This window comes from Pseudomonas sp. FW305-3-2-15-E-TSA4 (assembly GCF_058787295.1).
Window position 1 is genome coordinate 302,976 of sequence record NZ_JBYSZP010000004.1, and the last position, 25,497, is coordinate 328,472.

At 60.8% G+C, this 25,497-nt stretch carries 16 protein-coding genes; 7 read left to right on the top strand and 9 right to left on the bottom strand.

Annotated elements, in window-relative coordinates:
* Positions 1 to 1,488 (bottom strand): glucosyltransferase domain-containing protein, encoded by a 1,488-nt coding sequence (locus AC3WMV_RS07590; RefSeq protein WP_103367364.1) that lies wholly within the window; start codon positions 1,486 to 1,488, stop codon positions 1 to 3.
* A gap of 167 nt (positions 1,489 to 1,655) precedes the next feature.
* Positions 1,656 to 3,074, bottom strand: coding sequence for an amino acid permease (locus tag AC3WMV_RS07595; RefSeq protein ID WP_097086089.1), 1,419 nt, complete (start codon positions 3,072 to 3,074; stop codon positions 1,656 to 1,658).
* Positions 3,075 to 3,699: 625 nt separating this feature from the next.
* Between AC3WMV_RS07595 and AC3WMV_RS07600 the strand changes: the two genes are divergently transcribed.
* The 3 genes from AC3WMV_RS07600 to AC3WMV_RS07610 all read left to right on the top strand — a co-directional run bounded on the left by AC3WMV_RS07600 (position 3,700) and on the right by AC3WMV_RS07610 (position 12,461).
* A complete protein-coding gene (locus tag AC3WMV_RS07600; protein WP_097086091.1) occupies positions 3,700 to 4,158 on the top strand; it encodes an REP-associated tyrosine transposase in 459 nt (152 codons plus the stop codon).
* Between the two features lie 341 nt (positions 4,159 to 4,499).
* Positions 4,500 to 7,613 carry a transglycosylase domain-containing protein gene (locus tag AC3WMV_RS07605; protein WP_103367363.1) on the top strand — a complete coding sequence of 1,038 codons (3,114 nt, stop codon included), beginning with the start codon at positions 4,500 to 4,502 and terminating at the stop codon, positions 7,611 to 7,613.
* Between the two features lie 165 nt (positions 7,614 to 7,778).
* Positions 7,779 to 12,461 carry an NEL-type E3 ubiquitin ligase domain-containing protein gene (locus AC3WMV_RS07610; RefSeq protein WP_103367362.1) on the top strand — a complete coding sequence of 1,561 codons (4,683 nt, stop codon included), beginning with the start codon at positions 7,779 to 7,781 and terminating at the stop codon, positions 12,459 to 12,461.
* Between the two features lie 48 nt (positions 12,462 to 12,509).
* Here the strand turns inward: AC3WMV_RS07610 and AC3WMV_RS07615 are convergent, their stop codons facing one another.
* From AC3WMV_RS07615 to AC3WMV_RS07635, 5 genes are all read right to left on the bottom strand, one after another.
* Entirely contained in the window at positions 12,510 to 13,001 is a 492-nt protein-coding gene (locus AC3WMV_RS07615) for a CS1 type fimbrial major subunit (protein ID WP_103367361.1), read from the bottom strand.
* A gap of 1 nt (position 13,002) precedes the next feature.
* Positions 13,003 to 13,761, bottom strand: a complete 759-nt coding sequence (locus AC3WMV_RS07620) for a pilus assembly protein (protein WP_103367437.1) — start codon at positions 13,759 to 13,761, stop codon at positions 13,003 to 13,005.
* Positions 13,762 to 13,820: 59 nt separating this feature from the next.
* Positions 13,821 to 15,077, bottom strand: a complete 1,257-nt coding sequence (locus AC3WMV_RS07625; RefSeq protein ID WP_103367360.1) for a hypothetical protein — start codon at positions 15,075 to 15,077, stop codon at positions 13,821 to 13,823.
* A gap of 28 nt (positions 15,078 to 15,105) precedes the next feature.
* On the bottom strand, positions 15,106 to 17,628 hold the full coding sequence (locus tag AC3WMV_RS07630; RefSeq protein WP_103367359.1) for a CS1-pili formation C-terminal domain-containing protein: 2,523 nt from the start codon (positions 17,626 to 17,628) through the stop codon (positions 15,106 to 15,108).
* A gap of 105 nt (positions 17,629 to 17,733) precedes the next feature.
* Complete coding sequence (locus AC3WMV_RS07635; protein ID WP_178085222.1) at positions 17,734 to 18,210, bottom strand: CS1 type fimbrial major subunit; 477 nt, start codon at positions 18,208 to 18,210, stop codon at positions 17,734 to 17,736.
* Between the two features lie 515 nt (positions 18,211 to 18,725).
* Between AC3WMV_RS07635 and AC3WMV_RS07640 the strand changes: the two genes are divergently transcribed.
* Together AC3WMV_RS07640 and AC3WMV_RS07645 are read left to right on the top strand one after the other, a co-directional pair.
* Positions 18,726 to 19,304 carry a PadR family transcriptional regulator gene (locus tag AC3WMV_RS07640; protein ID WP_103367357.1) on the top strand — a complete coding sequence of 193 codons (579 nt, stop codon included), beginning with the start codon at positions 18,726 to 18,728 and terminating at the stop codon, positions 19,302 to 19,304.
* Positions 19,301 to 20,086, top strand: a complete 786-nt coding sequence (locus tag AC3WMV_RS07645) for a siderophore-interacting protein (protein WP_103367356.1) — start codon at positions 19,301 to 19,303, stop codon at positions 20,084 to 20,086. The genes AC3WMV_RS07640 and AC3WMV_RS07645 overlap by 4 nt, the downstream gene beginning before the upstream one ends.
* 106 nt (positions 20,087 to 20,192) lie before the next feature.
* On the opposite strand, the gene AC3WMV_RS07650 is transcribed toward AC3WMV_RS07645, so the two are convergent.
* Both AC3WMV_RS07650 and AC3WMV_RS07655 read right to left on the bottom strand, forming a co-directional pair.
* Positions 20,193 to 20,831, bottom strand: a complete 639-nt coding sequence (locus AC3WMV_RS07650) for a Pr6Pr family membrane protein (protein WP_103367355.1) — start codon at positions 20,829 to 20,831, stop codon at positions 20,193 to 20,195.
* A gap of 1 nt (position 20,832) precedes the next feature.
* Positions 20,833 to 21,063 carry a VF530 family protein gene (locus tag AC3WMV_RS07655; protein WP_027612109.1) on the bottom strand — a complete coding sequence of 77 codons (231 nt, stop codon included), beginning with the start codon at positions 21,061 to 21,063 and terminating at the stop codon, positions 20,833 to 20,835.
* Between the two features lie 300 nt (positions 21,064 to 21,363).
* Here AC3WMV_RS07655 and AC3WMV_RS07660 point away from each other — a divergent pair, with 300 nt between their 5' ends.
* Positions 21,364 to 22,725: a carbohydrate porin gene (locus tag AC3WMV_RS07660; protein WP_103367354.1), complete on the top strand. Its 1,362-nt coding sequence runs from the start codon at positions 21,364 to 21,366 to the stop codon at positions 22,723 to 22,725.
* 225 nt (positions 22,726 to 22,950) lie between these two features.
* Complete coding sequence (locus AC3WMV_RS07665) at positions 22,951 to 25,362, top strand: glucose/quinate/shikimate family membrane-bound PQQ-dependent dehydrogenase (RefSeq protein WP_103367353.1); 2,412 nt, start codon at positions 22,951 to 22,953, stop codon at positions 25,360 to 25,362.
* Positions 25,363 to 25,497 lie beyond the last annotated feature (135 nt).

Sequence of the window (25,497 nt, forward strand, 5' to 3'; positions counted from 1 at the left end):
TCACCAACTGAGCAGGCGGTGAGGCGGCGGCTCTTTCATGACGATGAAACCGTAATCGCCAATCAGGTAAATCCGGTAATACAGGCTGTCCACCAGCGCTGGAAACCCCTGATAACCGACGCGGGTGGCGTTGCGCCGCTCGCGTTCGGCGACCACGTTGGTAATGCCTGCTGACGGCAGATTTTCCGCGAGCATGAAGTAGTCGACGTTGAGCAAATACTTCAGAACCGGTAGCCGTTTGAATGAACCGGTCGCACTGACCAGCCAGCGATCGGAGTAGCTCACCGAGAGATAGATCCGCTTGGCTTCACGCAACTCGCGATGGGCGGCGATGTCGTGGCTCAGGCTGTACAGCGCGCTGTTGGCGAAGGTTTTCTGCAGGCTCAGCACCCGGCCGTAGGCGAAGGACAGCGAGAGTGTCGCCAGCAGCGGAATAATCAGCAGCAAGGGCAAGCGACGGTGCGCGGATGCCAACGCAACGTGAGACAGATAGAACAACCCCAGCAACAACACGCCGAAGCCCATCAGGGTGCGCGCGCCCTCATTGAAGTCACGGAACAGCAGCGTGATCCCTGGCACCAGCAAAGCCAGGACAGGCAGCGTGAGCAAGCACAGCAGCAAGTCTGGCCAACGGTGCGGGCGGCACTGAACCAGTCGCACACTGCCAGCGATCGCACACAACACCAGCGCAGCGAAAACCCACGGGTAGCCGCCGTGAAACAACAGCGCAACTTTATCCAGTATCCGAGCGAAATTGATGCCGATCTGCAACAGCGGGTTGGCGTCCAGGTTCAACATATCCGTTTTTCGCAACGTTTCCATGAATGGGTACGCCGTGGCGCTGTAGATCAGGATGCCCAGGCCCGCTTGTGCGAGTTTCCAGCCCAGCATCCGCAGAATCTCCGGCCACTGAGTTCGCCGCTGAACAGCCCTGATCAACTCGACACAACACAGCCCGAGAAACACATTGAAGCTGATCTGATAAAGACCGATTGCCAGCGCCAGCAACGCCGCAGGCACCAGCCAGCGCTGCACCCGCGATGAACCTTCGAACGTGATGGCGTAGATCGCCGCGACCATGCTCAGGGCCATGATCGGGCCGTCGTATTGATAGGACAGATTCTGCAGCAGGAACGGGTTATACCAGAGCGGCAACGGCACCAGACAGCAGGCCAGCGTCGGTTCCGCAAAGTAGTGAACGGTCAGGCGCGTCAGGGCCAGACTCATCGCTACGACGGCGAGCAACAGTGGCAACGGAAAGATGTTCGGCGCGGCGCCGGTGAACGTCAGCGCTTGATAAAACCAGTCGGCAAACAATCGCCCCTGCCCGGCCCAGGCATTGCCGGCGGCCAGCGTGCGCCAGTTATCGTCGATGTACGGGAAGTCGGCGAGGATCAGGGGCAGGACGTACAACGCGGTAGCCAGCAGGAAGAACAGCGCGACCTGACGCTGACTGAGTTCTCGTTGGAGAAATGCGCTCGTTCTCATGTGCGCGCCCCGTTTCAATGCCGCGCGAAATTTGCGAAGTGATACAGGTTTGAGCCTTGCTTCGAGGTTTTTATCGCGCTTTCAGACCGGCGGTTACAGCTTCTGAAGCGCCCATGAAAAAAGCCCCGACCAATGGGCCGGGGCTTGTGTATCACCGTACTGTCGACTTACGAAACCGAACGCACCGCACCCTGCGTTTCACCGGTCGGCTGCAGCTTGAACACGTAGAACAACACGGTCAGCAGCACCAGGAACACCGGCCCCACATATAGCGCCACGCGGGTGTCCGGGAAGTACGCCATCAGGCCGACCACCAGCACCAGAAACGCCAGCGCGAAGTACGAGCTGACCGGGTACAACCACATCTTGTATTTCAGGCCGGCACGTTCGCTGGCGCTCAGGCCTTTGCGGAATTTCAGTTGCGCCAGCAGGATCATCACCCAGGTCCAGATCGCGCCGAAGGTCGCAATCGACGTCACCCAGACGAATACTTTCTCCGGCACCAGGTAGTTGAGCAGCACGCCGATCAGCAGCGCGAAAATCGACAGCAGCAGCGCGCGGCGTGGCACGCCATTGGAGGTCTTGGCGAACCCGGCCGGAGCCTGGCCGTTCTGCGCCAGGCTGTAGAGCATACGCCCGGTGCTGAAGATGCCGCCGTTGCACGACGACAGCGCCGCAGTAATCACCACGAAGTTGATGATGCCGGCGGCGGTCTTGATGCCCAGACGCTCGAAGGTCATCACGAACGGGCTGCCCTGGGTGCCGATTTCGTTCCACGGGTAGATCGACAGGATCACGAACAGCGCGCCGACGTAGAACAGCAGAATGCGCCAGAACACCGAGCCGATCGCATCGGGAATGGTCTTCTGCGGGTTCTTCGCTTCACCGGCGGTCAGGCCGATCATTTCGACACCGAGGTAGGCGAACATGACCATTTGCAGGGACATCAGCACACCGGTCACGCCGTTGGGCATGAAGCCGCCGTGGGCCCACAGGTTGGAAATCCCCAGCGCCACGCCATCGTTGCCGAAACCGAAAGCAATGATGCCGACGCCGCCGATGACCATGGCGATGATGGTGACGATCTTGATCAGGGCGAACCAGAACTCGAATTCACCGAAGGCTTTTACCGCGATGAGGTTGATCGAGCCCATGCTGATCAGCGCCGCGAGGGCCCAGATCCAGCGCGGTACATCGGGGAACCAGATGCCCATGTACACGGCGACGGCGGTGATTTCCGCGACGCAGGTCACTAGCCACAGGAACCAGTAGTTCCAGCCGGTGAGAAAGCCCGCCAGCGGGCCGAGGTAGTCCTGGGCGTAGCGGCTGAACGAGCCGGCCACCGGGTTGTGCACGGCCATTTCGCCGAGGGCGCGCATGATCACCAGGATCGCCAGGCCGCCGAAAATGTACGACAGCATGATCGCCGGGCCGGCCATTTCAATGGCCTTGGCCGAGCCGAGAAACAGGCCGACGCCGATACAGGCACCGAGTGCCATCAGGCGAATATGCCGTTCGCCGAGTTCGCGTTTAAGCGGGCCGCCGTGAGCGGTCTCGCCATGGGGCAGGTGATTGCCGACTGGCATAGGGATACAACCTCGTCTTGTTATTGGATATGACCACCGTGTGTCGAAGCCTCGACCGATAGGCCTCAGCTTCCCGACACCGCGCCTGCTTCGTGGGCAGACACGTCATGCAGGACCCTGCCTGCAAGATCAGCGGGGCGTGCAGTATAGAAAGCTTGTCACAGGGCTTTTCACTCTATAAGTGACAACATTCAGCTAGAAGTCTCGGCAAAAAGCCGCTTTGCGGAGAGATATTACCTGATATGCGTAGGAATATTCACCACAAAAAATCCCGGCGAGTATTGCACGATGATGGTGCACCGTCATGGCCCTGCTTTGGTGGTCTTGAAGATTAAAGAGCTCTAAACCGGTACTCCTCAGTTCATATGGCCTATTGCGTTGAAAGCTTTCTGTGGTGAGGGGATTTATCCCCGATGGACTGCGCAGCAGGCCCAAGCTCTTAAAATGTGATCACCCTTGGTCAGGGCCGCTTCGCGCCCCATCGGGGATAAATCCCCTCGCCACATGTGACGTCAATATTCCCCGCCCCGCCTGAAAAACGAAAATTCCTACGGCATTTACAGACCCGGCTCAAGTAATCCGCCACTAGCCTTCAGGCCTTGATGACTGAACGCAGGGAGCGAACATGCGAGTCAAACCAAATACTTACCGTCTTCGTTTAGGCCGACATTCCGAAACAGACCGAGCCTATTTCGTTACTTCAGTTGTATATGACCGCCAACCCGTATTTTCCGACTGGCGCACAGGCCGATTATTGGTTACAGAGTTCCGCCACGCCCATGAACAAGGCTTAGTGGAGTCCATCGCCTGGGTGGTCATGCCTGATCACTTTCATTGGTTGATGCAGTTGAAAAGCGACAACCTTGGCACAGTCATTGGCGCGGTAAAGGCGCGCTGCACCCAAGCCGTTAACAGGAAAACCGGTCGGCGCGGTCGATTGTGGCAAACCGGTTTCCACGACCGCACTATCCGTGATGGTGAGGACTTGAAACCATTCGCCCGGTACATCATCGCCAATCCGCTACGGGCGGGATTGGTAGAGCGGATTGGCGACTACCCGCTTTGGGACGCCTGCTGGCTCTAGGTCCATTACCTAAACTCAATCATGTCAATTCATCTGTGGTCAGGAGATTTGAATGTGGTGAGGGGACTTATCTGTGGCGAGGGGATTTATCCCCGATGGACTGCGCAGCAGGCCCAGCTATTAAAATGCGTAGCCCCTTGTTCAGGGGCCGCTTCGCGCCCCATCGGGGATAAATCCCCTCACCACAGATAAATCCCCTCACCACAGTTAACCTCCACTCAAAATAGCCAGCGACTCCAGTTTTGTTCAGATGGCTTCCCCGCACTTTTTTTTCCCCATCACCAACCACCGTCTAAGCTTCAGTCAAGTCCGATCAATCTGCGTGAATGGATCAATCGACTATGGGCGCTTTGTGGCAAACCGATTCGAGTAAAGCCGTGGTTCCGACTGAACGTGTGGATGAAGCGCCTGTCCCCCCCAAAAAACGCCGCAGCCGGCATGGCTGGAAGGCGTTCTGGTTATTGCTGCTGATTATCGCCATCGTGGTGGGTCTGGCCGCGAGCAAGGAGATGCGTACCTCGCGTTTCCAGTCCCGGGAGCTGAGCCAGTACGCCGCCTCGCTCAAATATCAGCTGGAGCCCGGCCCCAGCGAAGCGATCCGCTATCCGGGCAACGGGCCGTTCGATCTGCGTCTGGGCTACAGCTCTCTCGATGAATTCCTGCCACGCCTGCTCAAGCGCAATTACGTGATCACCGAGCAGACGCGATTTTCACCCGCGCTGTTGAGCTACACCGACAAGGGCCTGTTCGTGCCCTATTCGGAAAAGATCCAGGCCGGGCTGTCGATCACCGATTGCCGCGCTGCGCCGTTGTATCAGTACAAGTATCCGCAGCAGCTGTATTCGAGTTTTGCGGCGATTCCGCCGGTGGTGGTCAGCAGTCTGCTGTTCATCGAAAACCGCTTTCTGCTCGACCCCAAGCAACCGTTGGCCAACCCGGCGGTGGACTGGCCGCGCTTCGGCATGGCCGCGTGGTCGCAGGTGGCGAAACTGCTGCACCTGCCGGGGCAATCGGCGGGCGGCAGCACCCTGGCGACGCAACTGGAGAAGTACCGGCACTCGCCCGATGGCCTGACGGTGTCCGGCGCCGAGAAGATCCGTCAGATGATTTCCGCCAGCGTGCGTGCCTATCAGCCCGGCCCGGAAACCCTCGGCGCGCGGCAGAACATTATCCGCGACTACCTCAACAGCGTGCCGCTTTCCGCTGTGCCGGGGCACGGTGAAGTACACGGCATGGCCGAAGGTTTGCGGGTCTGGTATGGCAGCGATTTCAACCAGGCCAATGCACAGCTGAACAGCCCGGCCACCGATGCGAAAACCATGGCCGACAAAGGCCTGGCCCTGCGCGAAATGCTCTCGCTGATGATCGCCCAGCGCCGCCCTTCGCATTACCTGACCAAAGGCCGCGAAGAACTCGCCGACCTCACCGACAGCCACTTGCGCCTGCTCAAACAGGGCGGCGTGATCGACAGCGCGCTGGCCGATGCCGCACTGGCGAGCAAGGTCACTTACCGCGACTGGCAGACCCAGCCGACCCTTCAGCCGATCGAAACCAACAAGGGCATCAGCGTCGCCCGCAGCCGTCTGGCGAGTATGCTCAACCGTCCGCTGTACGACCTTGATCGCCTCGACCTCTCAGCCACCAGCACCTTGCAGGGCGAGTTGCAGACCCAGGCCACCGATTACCTGAAAAAACTCGCCGACCCCACGTTTGCCGGGCAGATCGGCCTGATTGGCGAACGCCTGCTCACCCCCACCAGCACCACTCAGGTGCGCTACAGCTTCACCCTGTTCGAACTGACCCCGGACGGCTCGCGGGTGCGCGTGCAGACCGACAGCACCGACCAGCCGTTCGACATCAACGAGGGCAGCAAGCTGGAGCTCGGCTCGACGGCGAAGATGCGCGTGCTGACGACCTACCTGCAGATCATCTCCGAACTGCACGACAAGTACGGCGCCATGAGCGTGCCGGAACTGAAGAAGGTCGAAGTGCCGGATCAGGACCGCCTCAGCCAATGGGTGATCGACTACCTGATCCAGAACAAGGATCACGATCTGTCGAAAATGCTCGGCGCCGCGCTCGACCGCAAATATTCGGCCAGCCCCGGCGAGGCGTTTTTCACCGGTGGCGGCCTGCATGTGTTCCACAACTTTCGCAAGGAAGACAACGGCCGCCTGCCGACTCTGCGCGATGCGCTGCGCGAGTCGATCAACCTGCCATTCATTCGCCTGATGCGCGACGTGGTGCGCTACGTCACCTACTCCGGCCCCAACAGCAGCGCCGAACTGCTCAAAGACGACCGCGATCCGCGACGTCAGGAATACCTGGCCAGTTTCGCTGACCGCGAAGGCACCTCGTTCCTGCTCAAGTTCTGGAAGAAGTACAAGAACAAGGACACCCAGGCGCGCCTCGACACCTTCCTCGACAGCATGCGCCCGACCCCGATCCGCATGGCCGCCGTGCATCGTTATCTGCTGCCCAATGCCAGTCAGGAAGATTTCAACAGCTTCGTCCGCGCACACCTCAAAGGCGCCAAGCTCACCGAGAAACTCACCGACGATCGCCTGATCCGGTTGTACGACGCCTACGGCCCGGGCACCTACGATCTGCCGGATCAGGGCTTCATCGCCAAGGTCCACCCACTGGACCTGTGGTTGATGGGCTATCTGCTGCACAACCCGGACGCCACCTTCAGCCAGGTGGTCAAGGCCAGCCAGTTCGAGCGTCAGGAAGTCTATAGCTGGCTGTTCAAGAGCAAGCACAAGGGCGCCCGCGACAGCCGCATCCGCACCATGCTCGAGATCGAAGCGTTCCTGGAAATCCACCAGCGCTGGCAGAAAGTCGGCTATCCGTTCGACCATCTGGTGCCGTCGCTGGCCACCGCCATCGGCAGCTCCGGCGACCGCCCGGCGGCGCTCGCCGAACTGATCGGCACCATCCTCAACGACGGCGTGCGCATGCCGACCCTGCGCATCGACAGCCTGCACTTTGCTGCAGACACCCCGTATGAAACGCGTCTGACCAACGACCCGCATGTGGGCAAACGGGTGATGCCATCGGAGGTCGCCACAGCGATGCGCGAGGCTCTTTCACAAGTGGTGGACTCGGGTACGGCGAAACGGGTGTCCGGCAGTTTCAAAACCGCCGACGGCACCCCGCTGGTGATGGGCGGCAAGACCGGCACCGGCGACAACCGCATCGAAGCCATCGGCTCCGGCGGGCGCATCCTCAGTTCGAAGTCGATCAACCGTACCGCGACCTTCGTGTTCTACATCGGCAACAACCACTTCGGCACGCTCACCGCGTTCGTCCCCGGACGCTCGGCGGAGAACTTCAAGTTCACCTCGGCACTGCCGGTGCAAGTGCTCAAGGGCATGGCGCCGATCCTTTCGTCGTACCTGCAACCGGGCACACACACGATGTGCCAGGCGCCGGAGGTCACCGCCGCCCGCTAAGCCACGAAAGCAGCGTGGCGTGGTGGTAACTGTGTATTTTTCACTCCGTGTTTTTCGAAGCCTCCGCGCGTAACCCCGGCGCTTTCAACCGGGTATTTGCGCTTTTTTCACCCACTGTCCTTGCCTAGGCTGATCGTTCCATTTTTGATCAAGGACGATCCAGCAATGCCCACCCTTTCCCCGCAGGGGCAACCGCCACGCACGGCGCACCTCGTCTCACCGGATGTCAGTGTTCATTATCAGACGATCGAAAAAGCCATCCCGGCCTGGCTGCGCGCAAGCTCAGCAAAGCGGGTCAATGAATTGCAGCTGCACCGACTGAAACTGCCGGCCTGGTATCAAGAGGTATCGGACGCCGAACATCGGCGTCTGCAACAGCAGATGCAAAATGCCTGGAAAGCACAAAACGACGTGGACAAGGCCTTGAGCAGTCTGCAAGACGTCTACGCCTTCGCCAGGCCGTTATTACAGCAGGCGCTGCAACAGCGCTTCGGTGTCGAAGACAACGTCGAGAACACCTGGCTGCGCCTGTACGCCCCCGTCAACAGCGCGTGGTGGGCCCATGACTTTGCCGGTGCAACCACCAGCCGGACCGTCTCGCTGCTCGACGCTGCATTGCATAATTTCTCCCGCGATGAAGCGTTCAGCCCGGCCTCGGAGTTCATAACCCGCCCCGATGCCAACGGCCACTTCACGGTCAGGCCGCTCAAGCACAAAGTGAGTATCGAGCAGTTCAAATCACTGTGCCGCGAGCTGAATATCGGCGCCCGATACGAGCAGCATCTCAACGATTTTCTGCGCTCGGGCAACCGTGTGGCCCGCCAGGTTTTGCAGTACCGGGTCATCTTCAGTCAGAAAAGTACATTGAGCGTCTGTGCCCAGTTGGCTCTGGCAAAAAAGGACATTGACCGCGACGCCTACGAGGTCATTCAGGGCATGCTCGATGACCGGCGCAACCTGCGCTGGCGCGGGCGTGCCATCAACTACTACAACCTCGCCATGATGGATACGGCGCTGACCGGTATCACCCTCATCGCCCCTGACGTGGACACCGCCAACGCCCCGGTCCCGGTGATTGCCTATGTGCCCCACGACCCGGAACACCCGCTCAAACAATACCCCTCGGCGCTGGACTTCATGGCGGAACTGACGCGGCAACTGCGTGACCGCGACGCTACCGGCAGCTATCAGCGGTTTTTCAGCCAGTTCGTCAACCATCAGCAGCGCGGGCATTTTTTTGCAGGCTTGAACGCCCGCCTGAGCACCGTGAAATGGCACGCCGTACCGCCGGGAACCCACCTGCCCAGTTGGCGCGAAACGCCTGTGGATCACCCCGACCTGCGCTTTCGCCTGACGAAAATCCAGGACGACCGCGATACCCGTTACACCGGCAGTCTCTGGGCTTACTTCCATCAGCAGAAGCTCAACAAGATTTTCAATGACGCCCGGGAGATCGCCATTTCCACCGAGTATGCCGACCGCATGGCCCGTTGGGCCTGGTGGGACAACCTAGGGAAAATCCTCTCGGATATTTTCAACGTGGCGCTGCTGGTGGTGACCCCGCTGGTGCCGGGGCTCGGCGAATTGATGCTGGCCTACACCACGTATCAACTGCTCGACGGCGTCTTTGAAGGCATCGTCGACATGGCCGAAGGGCATTTGGCCGAAGCGGGTGAGCAAGCCATTGGCGTGCTGCAAAGCATCGTCCAGCTCGGCGCCTTCGCCGCTGGCGCCAGCCTGGGACGTGTCGCACGGGTCAAGCTGTCGTCGTTTGTCGAAGGCCTGAAACCGGTGCAGTTGGCCGATGGCCAGACCCGCCTGTGGAATCCGGATCTGGCGCCCTATCGCCTGCCGGAACAGACCCTGCCGAGCCCGGCCCGCCCCGATGCGCACGGCGTTCATACGCTGGGGGACAAACACCTGTTGTGCCTGGATCAACACCTGTTCGAGGTGACCAAGGATCCGGCTTCCGGGAAACACCGCCTGCGCCATCCGCGACGTCCCCGGGCCTACGCACCGACGCTTGCGCACAACGCCGACGGGGCCTGGGTCTGTGAAACGGAAAACCCGCGTCTGTGGGACGGACCAAAACTGATGCGACGCATCGGCCATCGCACCGATGGTTTCAGCGACGCGCAACTGGAGCACATGCGCCTGCTGACCGGCACCGACGAGGACATGCTGCGCCGCATGCACGTCGACAACACCCCGCCGCCGCCATTGCTCAGCGATACGCTGGATCGACTTGGCCCGGCGCGGCCGGTGCAGCCCGACACGCCACTGTCGCCGGCGGCCAGCCAGGTGCTGGTGGATTGTCCACAGTTGACGCCGGTTCTCGCCGAACGGGTGGTGTCTCATGCCCGGCCGCTGGAACAGCAGCAAGCCACGACGCAACGCCGTCTGCCCTTGCGTTTGCGCACGACCGCCCGCGAGGTGCAGTTTGAATTGCAGTCCGTGCGCGCCGCCCAGGGTTTGCAGCAGGAAGCCCTGAGCAACATCGACAGCGAACGGCTGATCCTCGGCGCGCTGCGGCATTACAGCGATACCTTCGGGGCGCTGCGGATTGAAATCCGTGAAGGCACGTTCGACGGCGAGTTGCGTTGCGAAGCCGGTGCCGCGGTCGCCGAGCGCATCCGGGTGCTGGTGCGGGTTGCTGCCGATCGCTATCAAGTGCGCGATGGCGCGAACCTGCCAATCCACCCCGCCAGTGGCCTGTACGAGGCAATCCTGCAGGCGATCAATCACGATGGCCGCAGTGCCCTGGGGTATCGAACCGACGACATCGAACCGTTCAAGCAGTGGATCATCGCCAGAACCCAGGCCCCCAGCGAGCGGCGCACGCTACTCGCCAGTCCGCCGATCCGCCCGATCGCTGAATACAACACCCTGTTTCTGGTGCGCGGCCCGGGCCTGAGCCGCAATGCCGCCACGCTGGAGCAACGCATCCAGGATCTGCATCCGCATTTCAGCCCGAGCGAGGTCGAAGCGTTTGCCAATGCCCTGACCGAACGCGGCGAGCCGCTCAAGGCCATCGAGGCACATGAAGACGAACTCGATGAACTGCGGGTCATCGTCCATCGCTGGCGCTATCAGCAACCGCAGACCTGGGGGCCGGGCAGTCAGGGGTTCCGTGACGGTGGCGGGCTGCATATCTACGAAAGTCTGCTGGACTGCTTCGAACGCAAGAACGCGCACCTGGGCAACCGCGCCGATCCGTCCGCCTATGCGCTGGATCTGTCGCGGGAACTGCTCTCCACGAATCTGGAAACCTGGTGGGCGAAACGTCCACCGCTGAAGAAGTTTCTCGACAAGGTCACGCTGCTCAATCTCGACAACACGCGGTTTTCCCCCGACGCCAACGGCCTGCTCAAGGATTTTCCGAACGTGGTCGAGCTGAGTGCCAAATACTGCGAGCTGACGCGCTTGCCGGAACGCATCGGGAGCACGATGCGCCGCCTCGAACGCCTGCGCCTGAACAACAACCACATTGTGCTGGACCGCACCGCCGTCGAACGGCTGGGTAACCTGACCTACCTCGAAGTGCTGAGAATGGACGACAACCCGCTGGGGCTGTCGCCTGATCTGTCACGCATGCCGCGCCTCAAAGTGGTGGCGCTGAAGAACACCGGCCTGACCACCTGGCCGGACGGCATTCTGGCCAAGCCACGGCCACGCGGTTTGCTGCTCGATCTGCGCGGCAACCCGCTGACGGTAATCCCCGACGTACCGAGCGGTTCCGATGCGCAATGGCTGGTGGCGCGCACGCGTCTGGACGTCGCCGCCCTGTCGGACCTCAACCAGTTGCGTTACCAGGACAGTCGCCGTTCGATGGCACTGCCACCGGAGCCGATCATGCCGGTCGCCATCCCGGGCACCTCGATCATCTCCAACTATGGCGCCGACTACTGGTCCGACGTGCCGGGCTGGGGCATTGATCGCGAAACACCGTGGACAGAGCTGGTGGAAGCCCCCTTGGCCGCACCGTTCATGGCGACGTTGCTCAGCGTGCGTGAGTTTGCCGATTTTCGCGCTGGCGGAACGGCGCGCGAGCAGTTAATGCAACGCGTCTGGCGCATGCTCGACGCCGTGCACGTCGACAGCCGCTTGCGCGAAAAACTGTTCACCATGGTGGTGGCGCCGGTGGACTGCGCCGATGCCGGTGCGCAGCTGTTCAACCACATGGGGGTGAACGTGCTGGCCTACGAGGCGCATGCCTATTCGGTCGAGCCGAAGGAACTGGAACTGAAGCTGGTGACGCTGGCCAAAGGCGCGGCGCGCCTGGAACAGGTCAACGAAATCGCCCGGGCCGATGTCGCCAGCCGTGGCGGCAATCCCGACGACGTGGAAGTTTATCTGGCCTACCAGACCGGCCTGGCCAAACGTCTCGGCTTGCCCTGGCAGTCCGAGGGCATGCTGTACCGGGCGGTGTCCGGCGTCACTGACGCGATGATCGATCGGGCCTACGACACGGTACTGGCGCTGGGAGAAGGCGATGGCCTGGTCAACCAGATGCTCGAGCTCGACTTCTGGAAAGAGTACCTGAGCGAGCGCTATCCCGTGCGCCTGGAAAGCAACAAGCGTCTGTTCCAACACCGCTACGAAGCCCTTGAATCGCTGCGCGAAATCCAGCGCCAGTGGGTGCAATCGACCGTGGCCGAGGAACGCGCAGCCCTGCGCGAACAGCTCAAGACGTTGATGAACGATCTGCCGGCGCCGGCAACCGTGGTGTTCAATGAAGAACCGATCAGCGACACGCTGTTCGAGCGGCTGCTGGTCGATCTGGCGGATGACGAAAAAGAGCTCGCGCGTCGCCTGACCCGTGAAGCCTTGACTCGCGCCGGGCTTTGATAACGGTGCGCCGGTCTGCCCGTTGCACATCGGGCAGACCGGGCAACCTCAGGGCGCCGCCGCATTGAAGATCAGGTGCACGTTGCCATAGTAATTCCCCGGTTTGTAGCCGCCGGCGGGCGTGATCGGCTGGATCTCCAGCGCATAACGCCCGCCGGCCCTGGCCTGCTCCGCAGAAACCACCTGACGCGGCGTCTCGTGAGTCAGCACGGTATCGGCGAAGCTGACGCGCAGATAAATGTTCTGCTCCTCGCGACCATTGGACAGAAACGCTACGTTCTCCAGGCGGGCCTCGATGGCACTGGTGTCGTGCCTGAGGTCGAAGTGTTTGCGCATTCCGCCGAGGCTCTTGGTGCTGATATTCCACGGCAGAATCTGCGCACGATGAATCCAGTCCGTTTCGGCCGGTATCACATAAAAACCCAGCGTCGGAATATCCACCGACACCTCGAACCGGTGCTCTTCGCGTGCCGCAAACGATTCCGCGCTGAACAGGGTCAGAACGCCCGCGCACAGGATCATCAACGATGGCTTGATCATTTCAGGCCCCCCCTGATGATTGGCCGGCTACACGCAGGGACTTCTTGCTCTCGCCTTCCACCAGATTGAAGCGGTATTCGCGTCCGGCCTGCTTGTCGAACTCGAAACTGTTGCCTGCGCGGATGTGGTGTTTGGTGGTTGGCTGGCAGGCGGTTTCGTCTTTCAGCGCACAATTGCGGAACTCGTCGATCAGCACCACGGTGTTGCCGTTATTGCGCACTCGATAGCTTGTCGGGGTGTCTTCGATCACGCTGTCGAAACGGCTGTCTTTCGGGCGCACAAAGAACACCGTACCGAAACCGGTCATGACGTTGACCCCGGCCGACAAGGTGGTTTTGTATTGCTCACGCTCCTCGGCGGACACGGCGAATTCGTCTTCCTTTTCCGGGACAACGGGGATGAACCGCACGCGGAAATAGCGCTCCCGGTCACGCTCACCCATCATCAACAGACGCGTACCCTGCATGCCGTTGGCCGGCACGATCAGCCGCGCGGGGCTGGCCATCAGGCCGTCACGACTGCTCATGTCAGCCTGGCTCCTGACCTCGATTTCCCGCGAGGTGCCGTCGGCGTCATAGAGGATTTCGAGAATGTTGACCTTGACGAATGCAGTGCTGTCGCCGCTGTTGAATACCCGTTTCAGGTACGTGCTCTTGTCACCGTCGAGATAGTCGTAGACCGTCCCGACATTGATCTGCGGGCCGGCCTGCAGGGCAAAGGGCAGCCCGCTCAAAACCATTGCTAACACCAGACGCTTCATCACCTTGATTCCTTGGTCGTTGAACACAATGCCGACTCGACTCATCGCTGAATGGCCCATCAGATATCCGAATCCCAGACCACAATGACAGTGCCGGAATAGCTGTCGCTCACGCCGGGCTGCAGCATGCTTTCCATCGAATGCGGCGGAACTTCGAAATGCAGGGTTCCCGGGGCTCGATCCACATAAAAACCCGGTTTGAAATACAGGGCACTCCCAACGCCGGGCTTCAACGGCATGCGCCGCACCGGCTGTCCGGCAAGATCGGTTATGCCATTGGGCATGCTGACGCTGACGTGCAGCTCGACTCGACGGTAATTATTACTGTCCTGCAATCCGCACTCGGCACCTACTCCGGGACCGCAATTGATCAGCATCTTGAAACGCGATGACGCCGAGATGTTGAAAGTCTGGTCGCGAAACAGGCTGACCGGCCGACGTCCGGCCTGCAGCCAGCTCTGCCAGCCACCGTTGGGAACCAGGCGGACTTTCTCGCCACCGGGCGGGATGTCGACCTTGAGGGTGTGCTGTACATTCAGATTGAAATTCAAGGTCAGAGACGAACTCGACGGCAACATCACATCGCCAAAATCGAAATCCGCATTCGGCCCGACGCGGTAGGTCAGCGAACCGCTGTAGTCACCCGACGACATGCCCAGCGGGTCGGGGGTGACCAGTTCATAGGCAAAATCGAGGTGCTCAAGACGCAACCACGGCACATCGAACTTCGCCTGTTTGGTGCAGGCAGCGGCCGCTGGCGTTTTCCAGAAAAACGAGTATGAATCGGGGGAGTACCAACCCACACCGCTGTACTGACAGGGTTCGGGTGCATAGACCCAACTCAAGCCCCACAACAGGTTGTGGGCGCTGCGATCGTCTTCGGCGCCCTCCACCAGTTTCATCACATTCTCGGTCACATAGCGCGAACCGATACCGACGATCCGCACCTTGACGATTTTTGGCTCGCGGGTGGTCTCGTGATAGACCGTCAGTTCACGCCACTGCACGGGTACCTGAAACGTTGCCCCTTGCCGCGGCGAAGGGTGATTCGCCGCAATCGGCGCACGAGCGTTGAACTGAATCGGCACCTGCAAGCTGAATATTTCGTGCTGCTCGCACTGCGCCGGATCGTAGGTGCAGTAACCACTGGAAGGCGTGGTGTTGTGGAACTTGTTGCGGTGCGGATAAGACGAGTCCGGCTTGAACTCGGCGGTGATCGACACCTGTTCGGCGTGAGCCGCAGATACCGTGCCGGCAACCAGCACAACAGCGGCCCGCCCGCGACGCAGGTATGTAGCCAAGGGTGAGACGTTCATGTCTGCAAATCTCCTGAAGCAGGCCGCATCAACCCGCGGTGTGGGCCTTTTGGGTGACGTCGGCCAACGTGTCCGGCGAGCAGCGCAAATCGCCGATCATCAGCACGTTGTTTTCGCTACGGTGTTGGTCGGGGTCGAGCCGGAACTGGCACAGCAGTTGATCGGCGTAGCGCACTTCGAGGGTCGGTGAACCGGCGTGCATCTCCATCGAGAAAAACCCGTCGACTTCGCTGACCCCGCGACTGGCGTGATTGATCACGTGATGGCCTTTGAGCGGCTGGCCCTGGGGGTCGAGCAGGCGTCCGAGTACGGTGACGGTTTTCATCACCCGCACCTTGCGGTACTCCACGCCGCCCTTGTTCAGGTGATAGCGGGCGCGAGACGGTTCGATGTTGGCGGCCGGAACGTGATTGCCTTCGAAATCAAAGCCCACCGAGCTGTTGCGGTACGCCGTGAGCGGGATGAAATTGCGCCCCGGCCGTAGCGCTGAACTGCCGCCGCTGAGGTCGTCGGCGCGCAGGGTGATGTCGGCGATATCCGACTCGACATCGACGATCATTCCGGCGCCACGGCCCTGATGCTGGCTGGTCATGACCAGTTGCTGACCGCCGACGATCACACTGCTGTCGAGGTTCACGCCACCGGTGAAGTTGCCGTTGTAGGACGAGCGCTGCACGAAGCCGTCGCCATTGACCCAGTCGGTACGGAAGTTGGCCAGGCTCGAAAGACCGACGCCGTAGGTGTCGGTCAGCGCCGTGACCGAAACGCTTTGCAGAATGTGATTCTGCAGATCCTTGCGATAGCCGATCGAGCCATTGTTGTCGCGCCCGCCATCGCGGGCGGTGCGGCTGCCGATGCTGCCGGAAATCTGCTGCCCCGGCCCGCCCAGCGCCATGTTGATGCTCAGGTCGATCCCGCGATTACGCGCCTCGCCACTGCTGTAGCTGCCCGGCCGGTCGAACAGCGACAGCCGCCAGTTGGCATCGCTGCCAAACAGCTCGGTGCGTTGCGTCCAGCCCAGGTCCATGCCCACGCCTTCGACGTTGCCGGTGCTGTGCGAGACCCGCGCACTCAGCGAATCCTTGCGGCTGATACGGTGGTTGAGCGCCAGCGACGAGTTACTGGTTTCGCCGGTGAACACATTGCGCTGCCGCACCCGGGTACCGTCGGGCAGCGTGTCGTAACTGTTGCGGGTGTCGAGCCAACTGCGGTTGTGGCTGACCACCAGGCTGCCGGCGCCGTAGTTGTACAGGCCTTGCACATCGGCACCGGTGCCGTGGTCTTCGGTTTGATAGAGGTTGGCGAAGAGGCTGATGCTGTCGGCCAGGCTCCAGTCGATCGAAGTGCCGTACTGCAAAGTGTCGCGTACCTGACGCGCCGACAGGCCGAGGATCACCCGCGGGTGCAGCAGGTAGTTGAGCGCGGCGCCGGCGGTGAGATCACCGCTTTGCTGTTCCTCCCAATTGCTCAGCAGTTTGCTTTCCTGCCCGGCGAACACGTTATAGCGCCAGCGCTGGTCGAGGTTTTGCCAGTTCACCGGTTTGTAGACCAGCTCCTGTGTGGTCGCGGTGGTCTGGCCATCCTCGATCAGGCGCACTTCGACTTCGTAGATGCCACCGGGCAAGGGCCGGGTATCCAGCGTCTGTAAACCGGCCGGCACGGCTTGCGTGTTGATCAACAGGCCATCGCGATAGATCTCCACCGACGCCTGGCGATTGGCCGTGACGAAAATCGGGTAGACGCTGGGCCGCGGGCTGTCGACCGCCAGGCTGTCGGAGCTGCCATACATCACGCCCACCGCCGTATCGGGGCTGGTGCCGAACGACCGGGGTTGGCGGGTCAGGCCTTCGGAATTGGGGGTGAAATAGCCCAGGCGGAAAAAACTGCCCTGCAGTTCGCGCTGGGTGTAGAGCTCGTGTACCGCATGATAGGTCTTGGTGTCCGGCCCGCCGAGGCGCGCCAGTTGCATATTGAAGGACTGGCTCCAGTTGCCGAGACTGGCACTGGCTTCCAGACCGAAACGTCCGCCCAGATCCTGGTTCTGGCCGCCATTGAGGTTCAACTGATTACGCAGCATCAGACCGCTGCTGCCGCCCTCGGGCTGCTCATGGAAGCGTTGTGTCTGCAGATCGCGCTCGGCGTTTTCGGTGGCGATCGAGAGCAGTGAGTTTTCCAGGTTGTAATGCACCGCCAGCAGTTGCTCGGGGCATTGCCCGCTGCAGTTGCCCAGGGCTACGCCGGATTTGAGGAGACTGGCCCAGGTTTCACGCTCGGCGGCGCTGATACGACTGTCACTGGTGTCGGTGAAGTCGAGCAAGGTAATGCGGTCATCGCGCGACAATATAATCATTGCCTCGCCCAGCGGTTGTTGATCAAGTTCGACACGAACTGCCAAAGGCACATCAAAGAAATGCTCTTCAAAGTCTGCCGGAAGACCTTTCGCCTGAGCCAGCAAACTTCGCGGGGTATTATCGACTGGAGGCGGCGCCGCCAGTACGCTGCTGCTCAAAAGCAACGCAAGCGCAGCCGCGATGGGCGTCATCGGATACATGGATTAATACTCTGATTACCGGAAGTAAAAGCCCGGCCGGGCAACTTTAAAGTTGCCGGCCGGTTACGTTACTGGACAAGTAACGTCAGGTATTGCCGTTATGAATCAAACCGAAGGTTCGACGACCAGCATGACCACACCGGTGTAGTCGCCCGCAGCCGGTTTGCCACCGGTAGCGCTGATCTTGAAGGGCGCGCGATAACGCGTATTGGACTCGGTATCGCCGACCACTTCCTGCGAAGTGGTGGTCAGCGTCTTGCCGTTGAGTTCGACTTTCAGGTCGATGGTGTTGCTGCCGCCAATCAGCTTCGGCACCCCTTCCAGACGTGCATGAACCTTGCCGGCAGTGTGCAGCACGTCGAAGTGTCCGTTGACTTCGCGCATCGAATCGGTGGCCGGGTTGTAGCTCATGTCCTGATCCTTGTTGACCAGATCGGCATCCACCGGCACCGCATAGAAGTCGTCAGCCGGTACGTGCGCCACGAGACTGATGGAGTGCTTGGCTTCAGTGGCGGCAAACGCCATCGAAGCGCTCATGGCCAGGACAGTCAGAGGGGCGGCAAAGGCGAGTTTCTTGAGCATCATTGAATACCTGTCTTATATAAATTAGTTGAGTCGTCGAGCAGTCAAGGCGAACAGAACAGTCACGAGCAGTCAGTACTCACCGTTAACTTTCAACGCCGAAGAATGTTCAACCAATTTATCTTCAAAGTAAGCAGGCAACGTCCTGCGACCTTGTAGCCTGGACGCCATTAGATGAGAAAGAAAAAACCGTGAAATCCAGGAAAGTTCCTGTCCAACTGTAAGAACCAGACTACAGCGCGCCAGCCTAATGACTGCACGCGCCACAACTTAACAGCAACTTCCGTAAGACATGTACCACACTTTCCCGGAAATAAAGGGCGAAACGGAATATTAGAGAATCTGCACTAATCTGCGCCTTTGCCGGGGGATTTAACACTGCGTTTTCTTGATCATTTTCCGGTTTTTTCGACCGCAGATTCGATCGGTCAGGTGAGCGCCGTTGGTCAGGAACCCTTGTCAGCGCGTAAAGATATATCTTAAGTTGTATCTAAACACGACGAGAGAGCAGGAAAATGAGAGACCATCATTCCCCCCATCATCACCGCGAACACGACGGCCGTGACGGCTTCGAAAAACGCCCCGGCCGCGAACGCGGTGGACGCGGCCCGCGGGTCTTCGCCCCCGGTGATCTGAAATTGTTGCTGCTGGCGCTGATCGCCGAGCAGCCGTGCCACGGCTATGACCTGATCCGCCAGATCGAAGGCATGTTCGACGGCGCCTACAGCCCAAGCCCCGGCGTGATCTACCCGACCCTGACCTTCCTTGAAGAAAGCGACTTGATCAGCGGCGACGCCGAGGCCGGCAAAAAACGTTACAGCGTGACCGACGCCGGTCGTTTGTCCCTAAGCGAACAAGCGGTAGCGCTGGACGGCGTGCGCATGCGCATCGACGTCAGCAAACGTTCGTTGCGCGGCCATGACCGGCCGCCGGAAATCCACGAGGCAGTGCATAACCTGCGTCACGCCCTGCAACTGCACCATGGACGCTGGAGCGCGGAAGAAATCCAGCGGGTTGCCGCGTTGCTCAACGACACCGCCAAAGCCATCGTCGACGGCCCCGCCGTTCAAACTGCCCCGGAGAAAGCCGAATGACTGCAGTCGATACGCAAACCATTCACCGCGTGATGCACGAAATCAAACGCCGCAAACTCGAAGTGCTGCGCGTGGTCGACCTGACCCCGCGCATGCGCCGCATCACCCTCGGCGGGCCAGAGCTGGCCGGGTTCATCAGCCTGGGCACCGACGATCACGTGAAATTGCTGTTCCCGCAGAATGCCGAACAAACCGCTGCGCTGGAGACCATGGTGCTCGGCGCCGGCAAGGACAACGGCCCGCTGCCCGAGATGCGCGACTACACCCCGCGTCGCTATGACCTGGAAAAACTCGAGCTGGACATCGACTTCGTCCTGCACGGCGACGGCCCTGCCTCGACCTGGGCCGAACAGGCCCAGCCTGGACAATTCCTGCACATCGGCGGGCCACGCGGCTCGATGATCGTGCCGGACATCTTCGACAGCTACCTGCTGATCGGCGACGAAACCGCCCTCCCCGCCATCGCCCGCCGCCTTGAAGGTCTGGCGAGCAATCGCAAGGCGCTGGTAGTGATCGAAGTGGAAAACGGTGCCGAGCAACAAGTGCTGGAAAGTGCGGCGCAGGTCAATGTGATCTGGGTCCTGCGTGAAGGTGGCAAGGACAACCTGCTGACCACGGTCAAACAGTTGCAGGTGCCCAAGGGCAATCTGTATGCATGGGTGGCGACCGAGACCAAGGTCTCGCGGCAGATCCGTCGGGTGCTGCTGGATGAGCATGGGCTCAATGAGCAGTTCGTCAAAGCCGTCGGCTACTGGCGCGCCGAGGGTTCCGCAGAAGAGTGATTTACCCTTGTGGGAGCGGGCTTGCTCGCGAATGCGGTCGATCATTCAACCATGATGTTGACTGACCTGACACCTTCGCGAGCAAGCCCGCTCCCACATTGACCTTTTAACTTCGTCCTGACTGCCAGCGGTCGATCCCGATCACCAGCAAGCCAATCAGCACAAACCCCACCAATATCCCCCCGGCATTGATGAACACCTGTGTATAACCCAGCAGCGCCACATCAATGAACGGATACGCGTAGGCGCCAAGCAGATGCCCGCGCAGCAAGGCGTAAACGAAGTACACGAGCGGATAGATCAGCCACAGCGGCAGGTGCCACAGGCGCAACGTCCCTTTAGGCACGCAGCACCACCAATAGCCGAGAAACATCAGCGGCATCACGTCGTGGAGTAATTCGTCGGCAACAAATTGCCAGCCCTGCGGGTGCCACAAATGCCTCAGCAGAATGCTGTAAGCCAGGCCGACCACCGCAATGCTGACCGCAATCCCGCTGCTCACCCATGGCTGGAGAAACCAGCGCTGTGCGGCGGATTCACGCCCGCTGACAGCGCAGGTCAGCACGGTCGCCACCAAGGTGTTGGTGAGTACCGTGAAGTAACTGAAGAAACTCACCAGCCCGCCCAGCAGGCTGGCGTCGACACTCAGCCGCGCAAGGAAAATCAGGTACAGCTGGATACTCAGCCCGGCCCAGCCGAGGCTGGCGATGACAGTGATCAGGCGTCGCCGCGCAACGGCGTCCATCTCAGACCGGTCGCTTGGTGCGCATCAGTTTCACGTACAAGCGCTCGACCTTCTCCCGCGCCCACGGGGTTTTGCGCAGGAAGGTCAGGCTCGACTTGATGCTCGGATCGCTCTTGAAGCAGCGGATATCGATGCGCTCGGCCAACCCCGACCACTCGTAATGCGCCACCAGCGCATTGAGGATCTGTTCGAGGGTTACGCCATGCAGCGGATCGGGAGTGTGGTCGTTCATGCCAGGCCTTTGGACGGAGTGAAAATGCACAAGCCGCGCACCTTAGCCGAGGGGCCGGTCAGGTGGAAGGCCTTGCATCAAATGTAGGCCAACCCGAGAAGATCGCAGCCTGCAGCCATCGCCACAATGCGCCCGTTTGCCGCACTGTTACCGAATCAGAAATGCTGCATGTCTGCAAAAGCCCTTTGTCTTTTTGTTACAGATCATTATCCTGCCGCCCTTCAGCTGAATCGCTTCACTGCCTGCGTCAAATTGAAGCGCTCGGTTTACCCCCGTAAAACACCAAAAAAAGACTGACCCATGCCTGATTTTTCCTTCTCCCGAGACAGCGCTATCTCAGCCCTGCGCCTGCTCGGCGGCTGCACCGCGCTCGGCTTCGCCACCTACGCCCAGGCAGCCCCCGCCTTCGACAGCGACTCACCGTGGATGCTCGGTGACTGGAACGGCACGCGTACCGAACTGGCGGAAAAAGGCTACGACTTCAAACTCGATTACACCGGCGAAATGGGCAGCAACCTGCACGGCGGCTACGACCACGATCGCACCGCGCGTTACAGCGACCAGTTCGGTCTGGGCACGCACCTGGACCTGCAAAAGATCCTCGGCTGGGACGATGCCGAATTTCAACTGACCATCACCAAGCGCAGTGGCAACAACATCAGCAACGACCGGATCAACGATCCACGCGTGGGCGGCTTCACTTCGGCCCAGGAAGTCTGGGGCCGTGGCCAGACCACGCGCCTGACGCAGATGTGGTATCAGCAGAAATTCTTCGACCAGAAGCTCGACATCAAGGTCGGCCGCTTCGGTGAAGGCGAAGACTTCAACAGCTTCCCGTGCGATTTCCAGAACCTGGCGTTCTGCGGCTCGCAGGTCGGCAACTGGGTCGGCGGCATCTGGTACAACTGGCCGGTCAGCCAATGGGCGCTGCGGGTCAAATATCACCTGACCCCAGAGTTGTACGCGCAGGTCGGCGCCTACGAGCAGAACCCGTCAAACCTCGATCGCGGCAACGGCTTCAAACTCAGCGGCAGCGGTACCCAAGGCGCCGTGTTGCCGGTGGAACTGGTGTGGACGCCGAAGCTCAACGGTCTGCCGGGCGAATACCGTGCCGGTTACTACTACAGCAGCGCCAAGGCCTCTGACGTCTATAAAGACCAGAACGGCCAGCCCGCCGCACTGAGCGGCGAAGCCTATCGCAGCGCGTCGAGCAAACACGGCGTGTGGTTCGGTGCGCAGCAGCAAGTCACCAGCATCGCCAGCGACCACTCGCGCGGCTTGAGCGTGTTTGCCAACGCGACGATGCACGACAAGAAAACCAACGCCATCGACAACTACGTGCAGGCCGGCGTCGTCTACAAAGGCCCGTTCGATGCCCGCGCCAAGGACGACATCGGTTTCGCCCTGGCCCGCGTCCACGTCAACCCGGCCTTTCGCAAAAACGCCGAAGCGAGCAATCAGGCGCAGGCAGTCTACGACTACGACGACCCGTCCTTCCTGCCGCCGCAGGACACCGAATACAGCGCCGAACTGTATTACGGCGTGCACGTCGCCAACTGGCTGACCGTGCGCCCGAACCTGCAATACATCCGCCATCCGGGCGGTGTGGACAATGTCGACGACGCCCTGATCGGTGGTATCAAGATCCAGTCGTCGTTCTAAAGATCTACGCAAATCCCAAATGTGGGAGCGGGCTTGCTCGCGAAGGCGGTGTATCAGAAGACGGATGCATCGACTGACACGACGCCTTCGCGATCAAGCCCGCTCCCACAGGGATTGATGAAATTCGTTAGCTAGACAAGTTTTTATCTGAACCATACCTGTGCCCAATCGTCATCTAAAGTGACTACAGCGCGGGACTACATAAACGTCACGGAGAATCACACTATGAGCACCGAAAGTGCTTCGAGTCGGGGCCGTCTGTTACCGAGCCTGCTCGGCATTCTGCTTCTACTGATGGGCCTGGCCATGCTGGCCGGGGGAGTCAAGCTGAGCATGCTCGGCGGCTCGCTGTACTACCTGCTGGCCGGTATCGGCATTGCGCTGAGCGGCATTCTGTTGCTGCTGCGTCGTCGTGCAGCGCTGGGCCTGTACGCCATCGTGCTGTTCGCCAGCACGGTCTGGGCCTTGTGGGAAGTCGGTCTGGACTGGTGGCAACTGGTGCCGCGTCTGGCCCTGTGGTTCGTTCTCGGCATCGTGATGTTGTTGCCGTGGTTCCGTCGTCCCCTGCTGCTCAATGGCCCGGCGCCGATGGGCACGGGTGGCCTGACCGTGGCCGTGGTGCTGGCCGGCGTCACTGCCCTGGCCAGCCTGTTCACCCACCCGGGCGAAACCTTAGGCGAACTGGGCCGCGACACCGCGGACATGACCAGCACCGCACCGCAAATGCCTGATGGCGACTGGCAGGCCTATGGCCGCACCGAGTTCGGTGACCGCTACTCGCCACTCAAGCAGATCACTCCGGCCAACGTCGGCAAGCTGCAAGAAGCCTGGCGCATCCAGACCGGCGACCTGCCAACCGCAGATGACCCGGTCGAGTTGACCAACGAAAACACCCCGCTCAAAGCCAACGGCATGCTCTATGCCTGCACCGCGCACAGCAAAGTGCTGGCGCTGGATCCGGACACCGGCAAGGAACTGTGGCGCTTCGACCCGCAGATCAAGAGCCCGGTGGGCTTCAAGGGCTTTGCCCACATGACCTGCCGTGGCGTGTCGTACTACGACGAAGCCGCTTACGCGAAAGCTGATAACGCCGCCTCGGCCGTTATCTCCGAAGCCGGCAAAGCCGTTGCCCAGGCCTGCCCGCGTCGTCTGTACCTGCCAACCGCCGATGCACGCCTGATCGCACTGAACGCCGACACCGGCAAGATCTGCGAAGGCTTCGGCAAAAACGGCGTGGTCGACCTGACCCAAGGCATCGGCCCGTTCACCGCCGGTGGCTACTACTCCACCTCGCCAGCGGCGATTACCCGTGATCTGGTGATCATGGGCGGTCACGTCACCGACAACGAATCGACCAACGAGCCATCGGGCGTGATCCGCGCCTTCGACGTGCGCGACGGCCACCTCGTGTGGAACTGGGACAGCGACAAGCCGGACGCCACCGAGCCATTGGCCCCAGGCGAAACCTACAGCCGCAACTCGGCCAACATGTGGTCGCTGGCCAGCGTCGACGAAAAACTCGGCATGGTCTTCCTGCCACTGGGCAACCAGACTCCAGACCAGTGGGGCGCTGACCGCACTCCAGGCGCCGAGAAATTCAGCGCCGGCATCGTCGCCCTCGACCTGGCCACCGGTAAAGTGCGCTGGAACTACCAGTTTACCCACCACGACCTGTGGGACATGGACGTTGGCAGCCAGCCAACCCTGCTCGACATGAAAACCGCCGACGGCGTGAAACCGGCGCTGATCGCCCCGACCAAACAGGGCAGCCTGTACGTCCTCGACCGTCGTGACGGCACGCCGATCATCCCGATCAAGGAAATCCCGGTTCCGCAAGGCGCCGTGAAAGGCGACCACACCGCACCAACCCAGGCCCGTTCGGACCTCAACCTGCTGGCCCCGGAACTGACCGAAAAAGCCATGTGGGGCGCGAGCCCGTTCGACCAGATGCTGTGCCGCATCCAGTTCAAGGAACTGCGCTACGAAGGCCAATACACGCCTCCGTCGGAACAGGGCAGCCTGATCTACCCGGGTAACGTCGGCGTGTTCAACTGGGGCGGCGTCTCGGTCGACCCGGTTCGCCAGATGCTGTTCACCAGCCCGAACTACATGGCCTTCGTTTCGAAAATGGTGCCACGCGAGAAAGTCGCCGCCGGCAGCAAGCGCGAGAGCGAAACCGCTGGCGTGCAGCCAAACACCGGCGCGCCATACGCGGTGATCATGCACCCGTTCATGTCGCCACTGGGCGTACCGTGCCAGGCCCCGGCCTGGGGCTACGTCGCCGGTATCGACCTGACCACCGGCAAAGTCGTGTGGAAACGCAAAAACGGCACCAGCCGCGACAGCTCGCCAATTCCGATCGGCTTCACCTTGGGCGTGCCAAGCATGGGCGGTTCGATGGTCACTGCAGGCGGCGTCGGCTTCCTCAGCGGCACCCTCGACCAGTACCTGCGCGCCTACGACGTGAACACCGGTAAAGAACTGTGGAAATCGCGTCTGCCTGCCGGCGGCCAAGCGACCCCGATGACCTACACCGGCAAGGACGGCAAGCAATACGTGCTGCTCGTTGTCGGCGGTCACGGCTCGCTGGGCACCAAGATGGGTGACTATGTGATTGCGTACAAACTGCCGGAATAAGTTTTAGCGGCGGTAAAGGAAAGGCGATGCTCCGTGAGGGGCATCGCCTTTTTTGTGCCCACCGTTTTTCTGAACTCACTGAAAAACCTGTGGGAGCGGGCTTGCTCGCTCCCACAATGGACGGTGTCCGTCCTA

Coding starts and splice junctions, on each gene's coding strand:
- AC3WMV_RS07590 (WP_103367364.1), bottom strand. CDS start 1,488: ATGAGAACGAGCGCATTTCTCCAACGAGAACTCAGTCAGCGTCAGGTC.
- AC3WMV_RS07595 (WP_097086089.1), bottom strand. CDS start 3,074: ATGCCAGTCGGCAATCACCTGCCCCATGGCGAGACCGCTCACGGCGGC.
- AC3WMV_RS07600 (WP_097086091.1), top strand. CDS start 3,700: ATGCGAGTCAAACCAAATACTTACCGTCTTCGTTTAGGCCGACATTCC.
- AC3WMV_RS07605 (WP_103367363.1), top strand. CDS start 4,500: ATGGGCGCTTTGTGGCAAACCGATTCGAGTAAAGCCGTGGTTCCGACT.
- AC3WMV_RS07610 (WP_103367362.1), top strand. CDS start 7,779: ATGCCCACCCTTTCCCCGCAGGGGCAACCGCCACGCACGGCGCACCTC.
- AC3WMV_RS07615 (WP_103367361.1), bottom strand. CDS start 13,001: ATGATCAAGCCATCGTTGATGATCCTGTGCGCGGGCGTTCTGACCCTG.
- AC3WMV_RS07620 (WP_103367437.1), bottom strand. CDS start 13,761: ATGAAGCGTCTGGTGTTAGCAATGGTTTTGAGCGGGCTGCCCTTTGCC.
- AC3WMV_RS07625 (WP_103367360.1), bottom strand. CDS start 15,077: ATGAACGTCTCACCCTTGGCTACATACCTGCGTCGCGGGCGGGCCGCT.
- AC3WMV_RS07630 (WP_103367359.1), bottom strand. CDS start 17,628: ATGTATCCGATGACGCCCATCGCGGCTGCGCTTGCGTTGCTTTTGAGC.
- AC3WMV_RS07635 (WP_178085222.1), bottom strand. CDS start 18,210: ATGCTCAAGAAACTCGCCTTTGCCGCCCCTCTGACTGTCCTGGCCATG.
- AC3WMV_RS07640 (WP_103367357.1), top strand. CDS start 18,726: ATGAGAGACCATCATTCCCCCCATCATCACCGCGAACACGACGGCCGT.
- AC3WMV_RS07645 (WP_103367356.1), top strand. CDS start 19,301: ATGACTGCAGTCGATACGCAAACCATTCACCGCGTGATGCACGAAATC.
- AC3WMV_RS07650 (WP_103367355.1), bottom strand. CDS start 20,831: ATGGACGCCGTTGCGCGGCGACGCCTGATCACTGTCATCGCCAGCCTC.
- AC3WMV_RS07655 (WP_027612109.1), bottom strand. CDS start 21,063: ATGAACGACCACACTCCCGATCCGCTGCATGGCGTAACCCTCGAACAG.
- AC3WMV_RS07660 (WP_103367354.1), top strand. CDS start 21,364: ATGCCTGATTTTTCCTTCTCCCGAGACAGCGCTATCTCAGCCCTGCGC.
- AC3WMV_RS07665 (WP_103367353.1), top strand. CDS start 22,951: ATGAGCACCGAAAGTGCTTCGAGTCGGGGCCGTCTGTTACCGAGCCTG.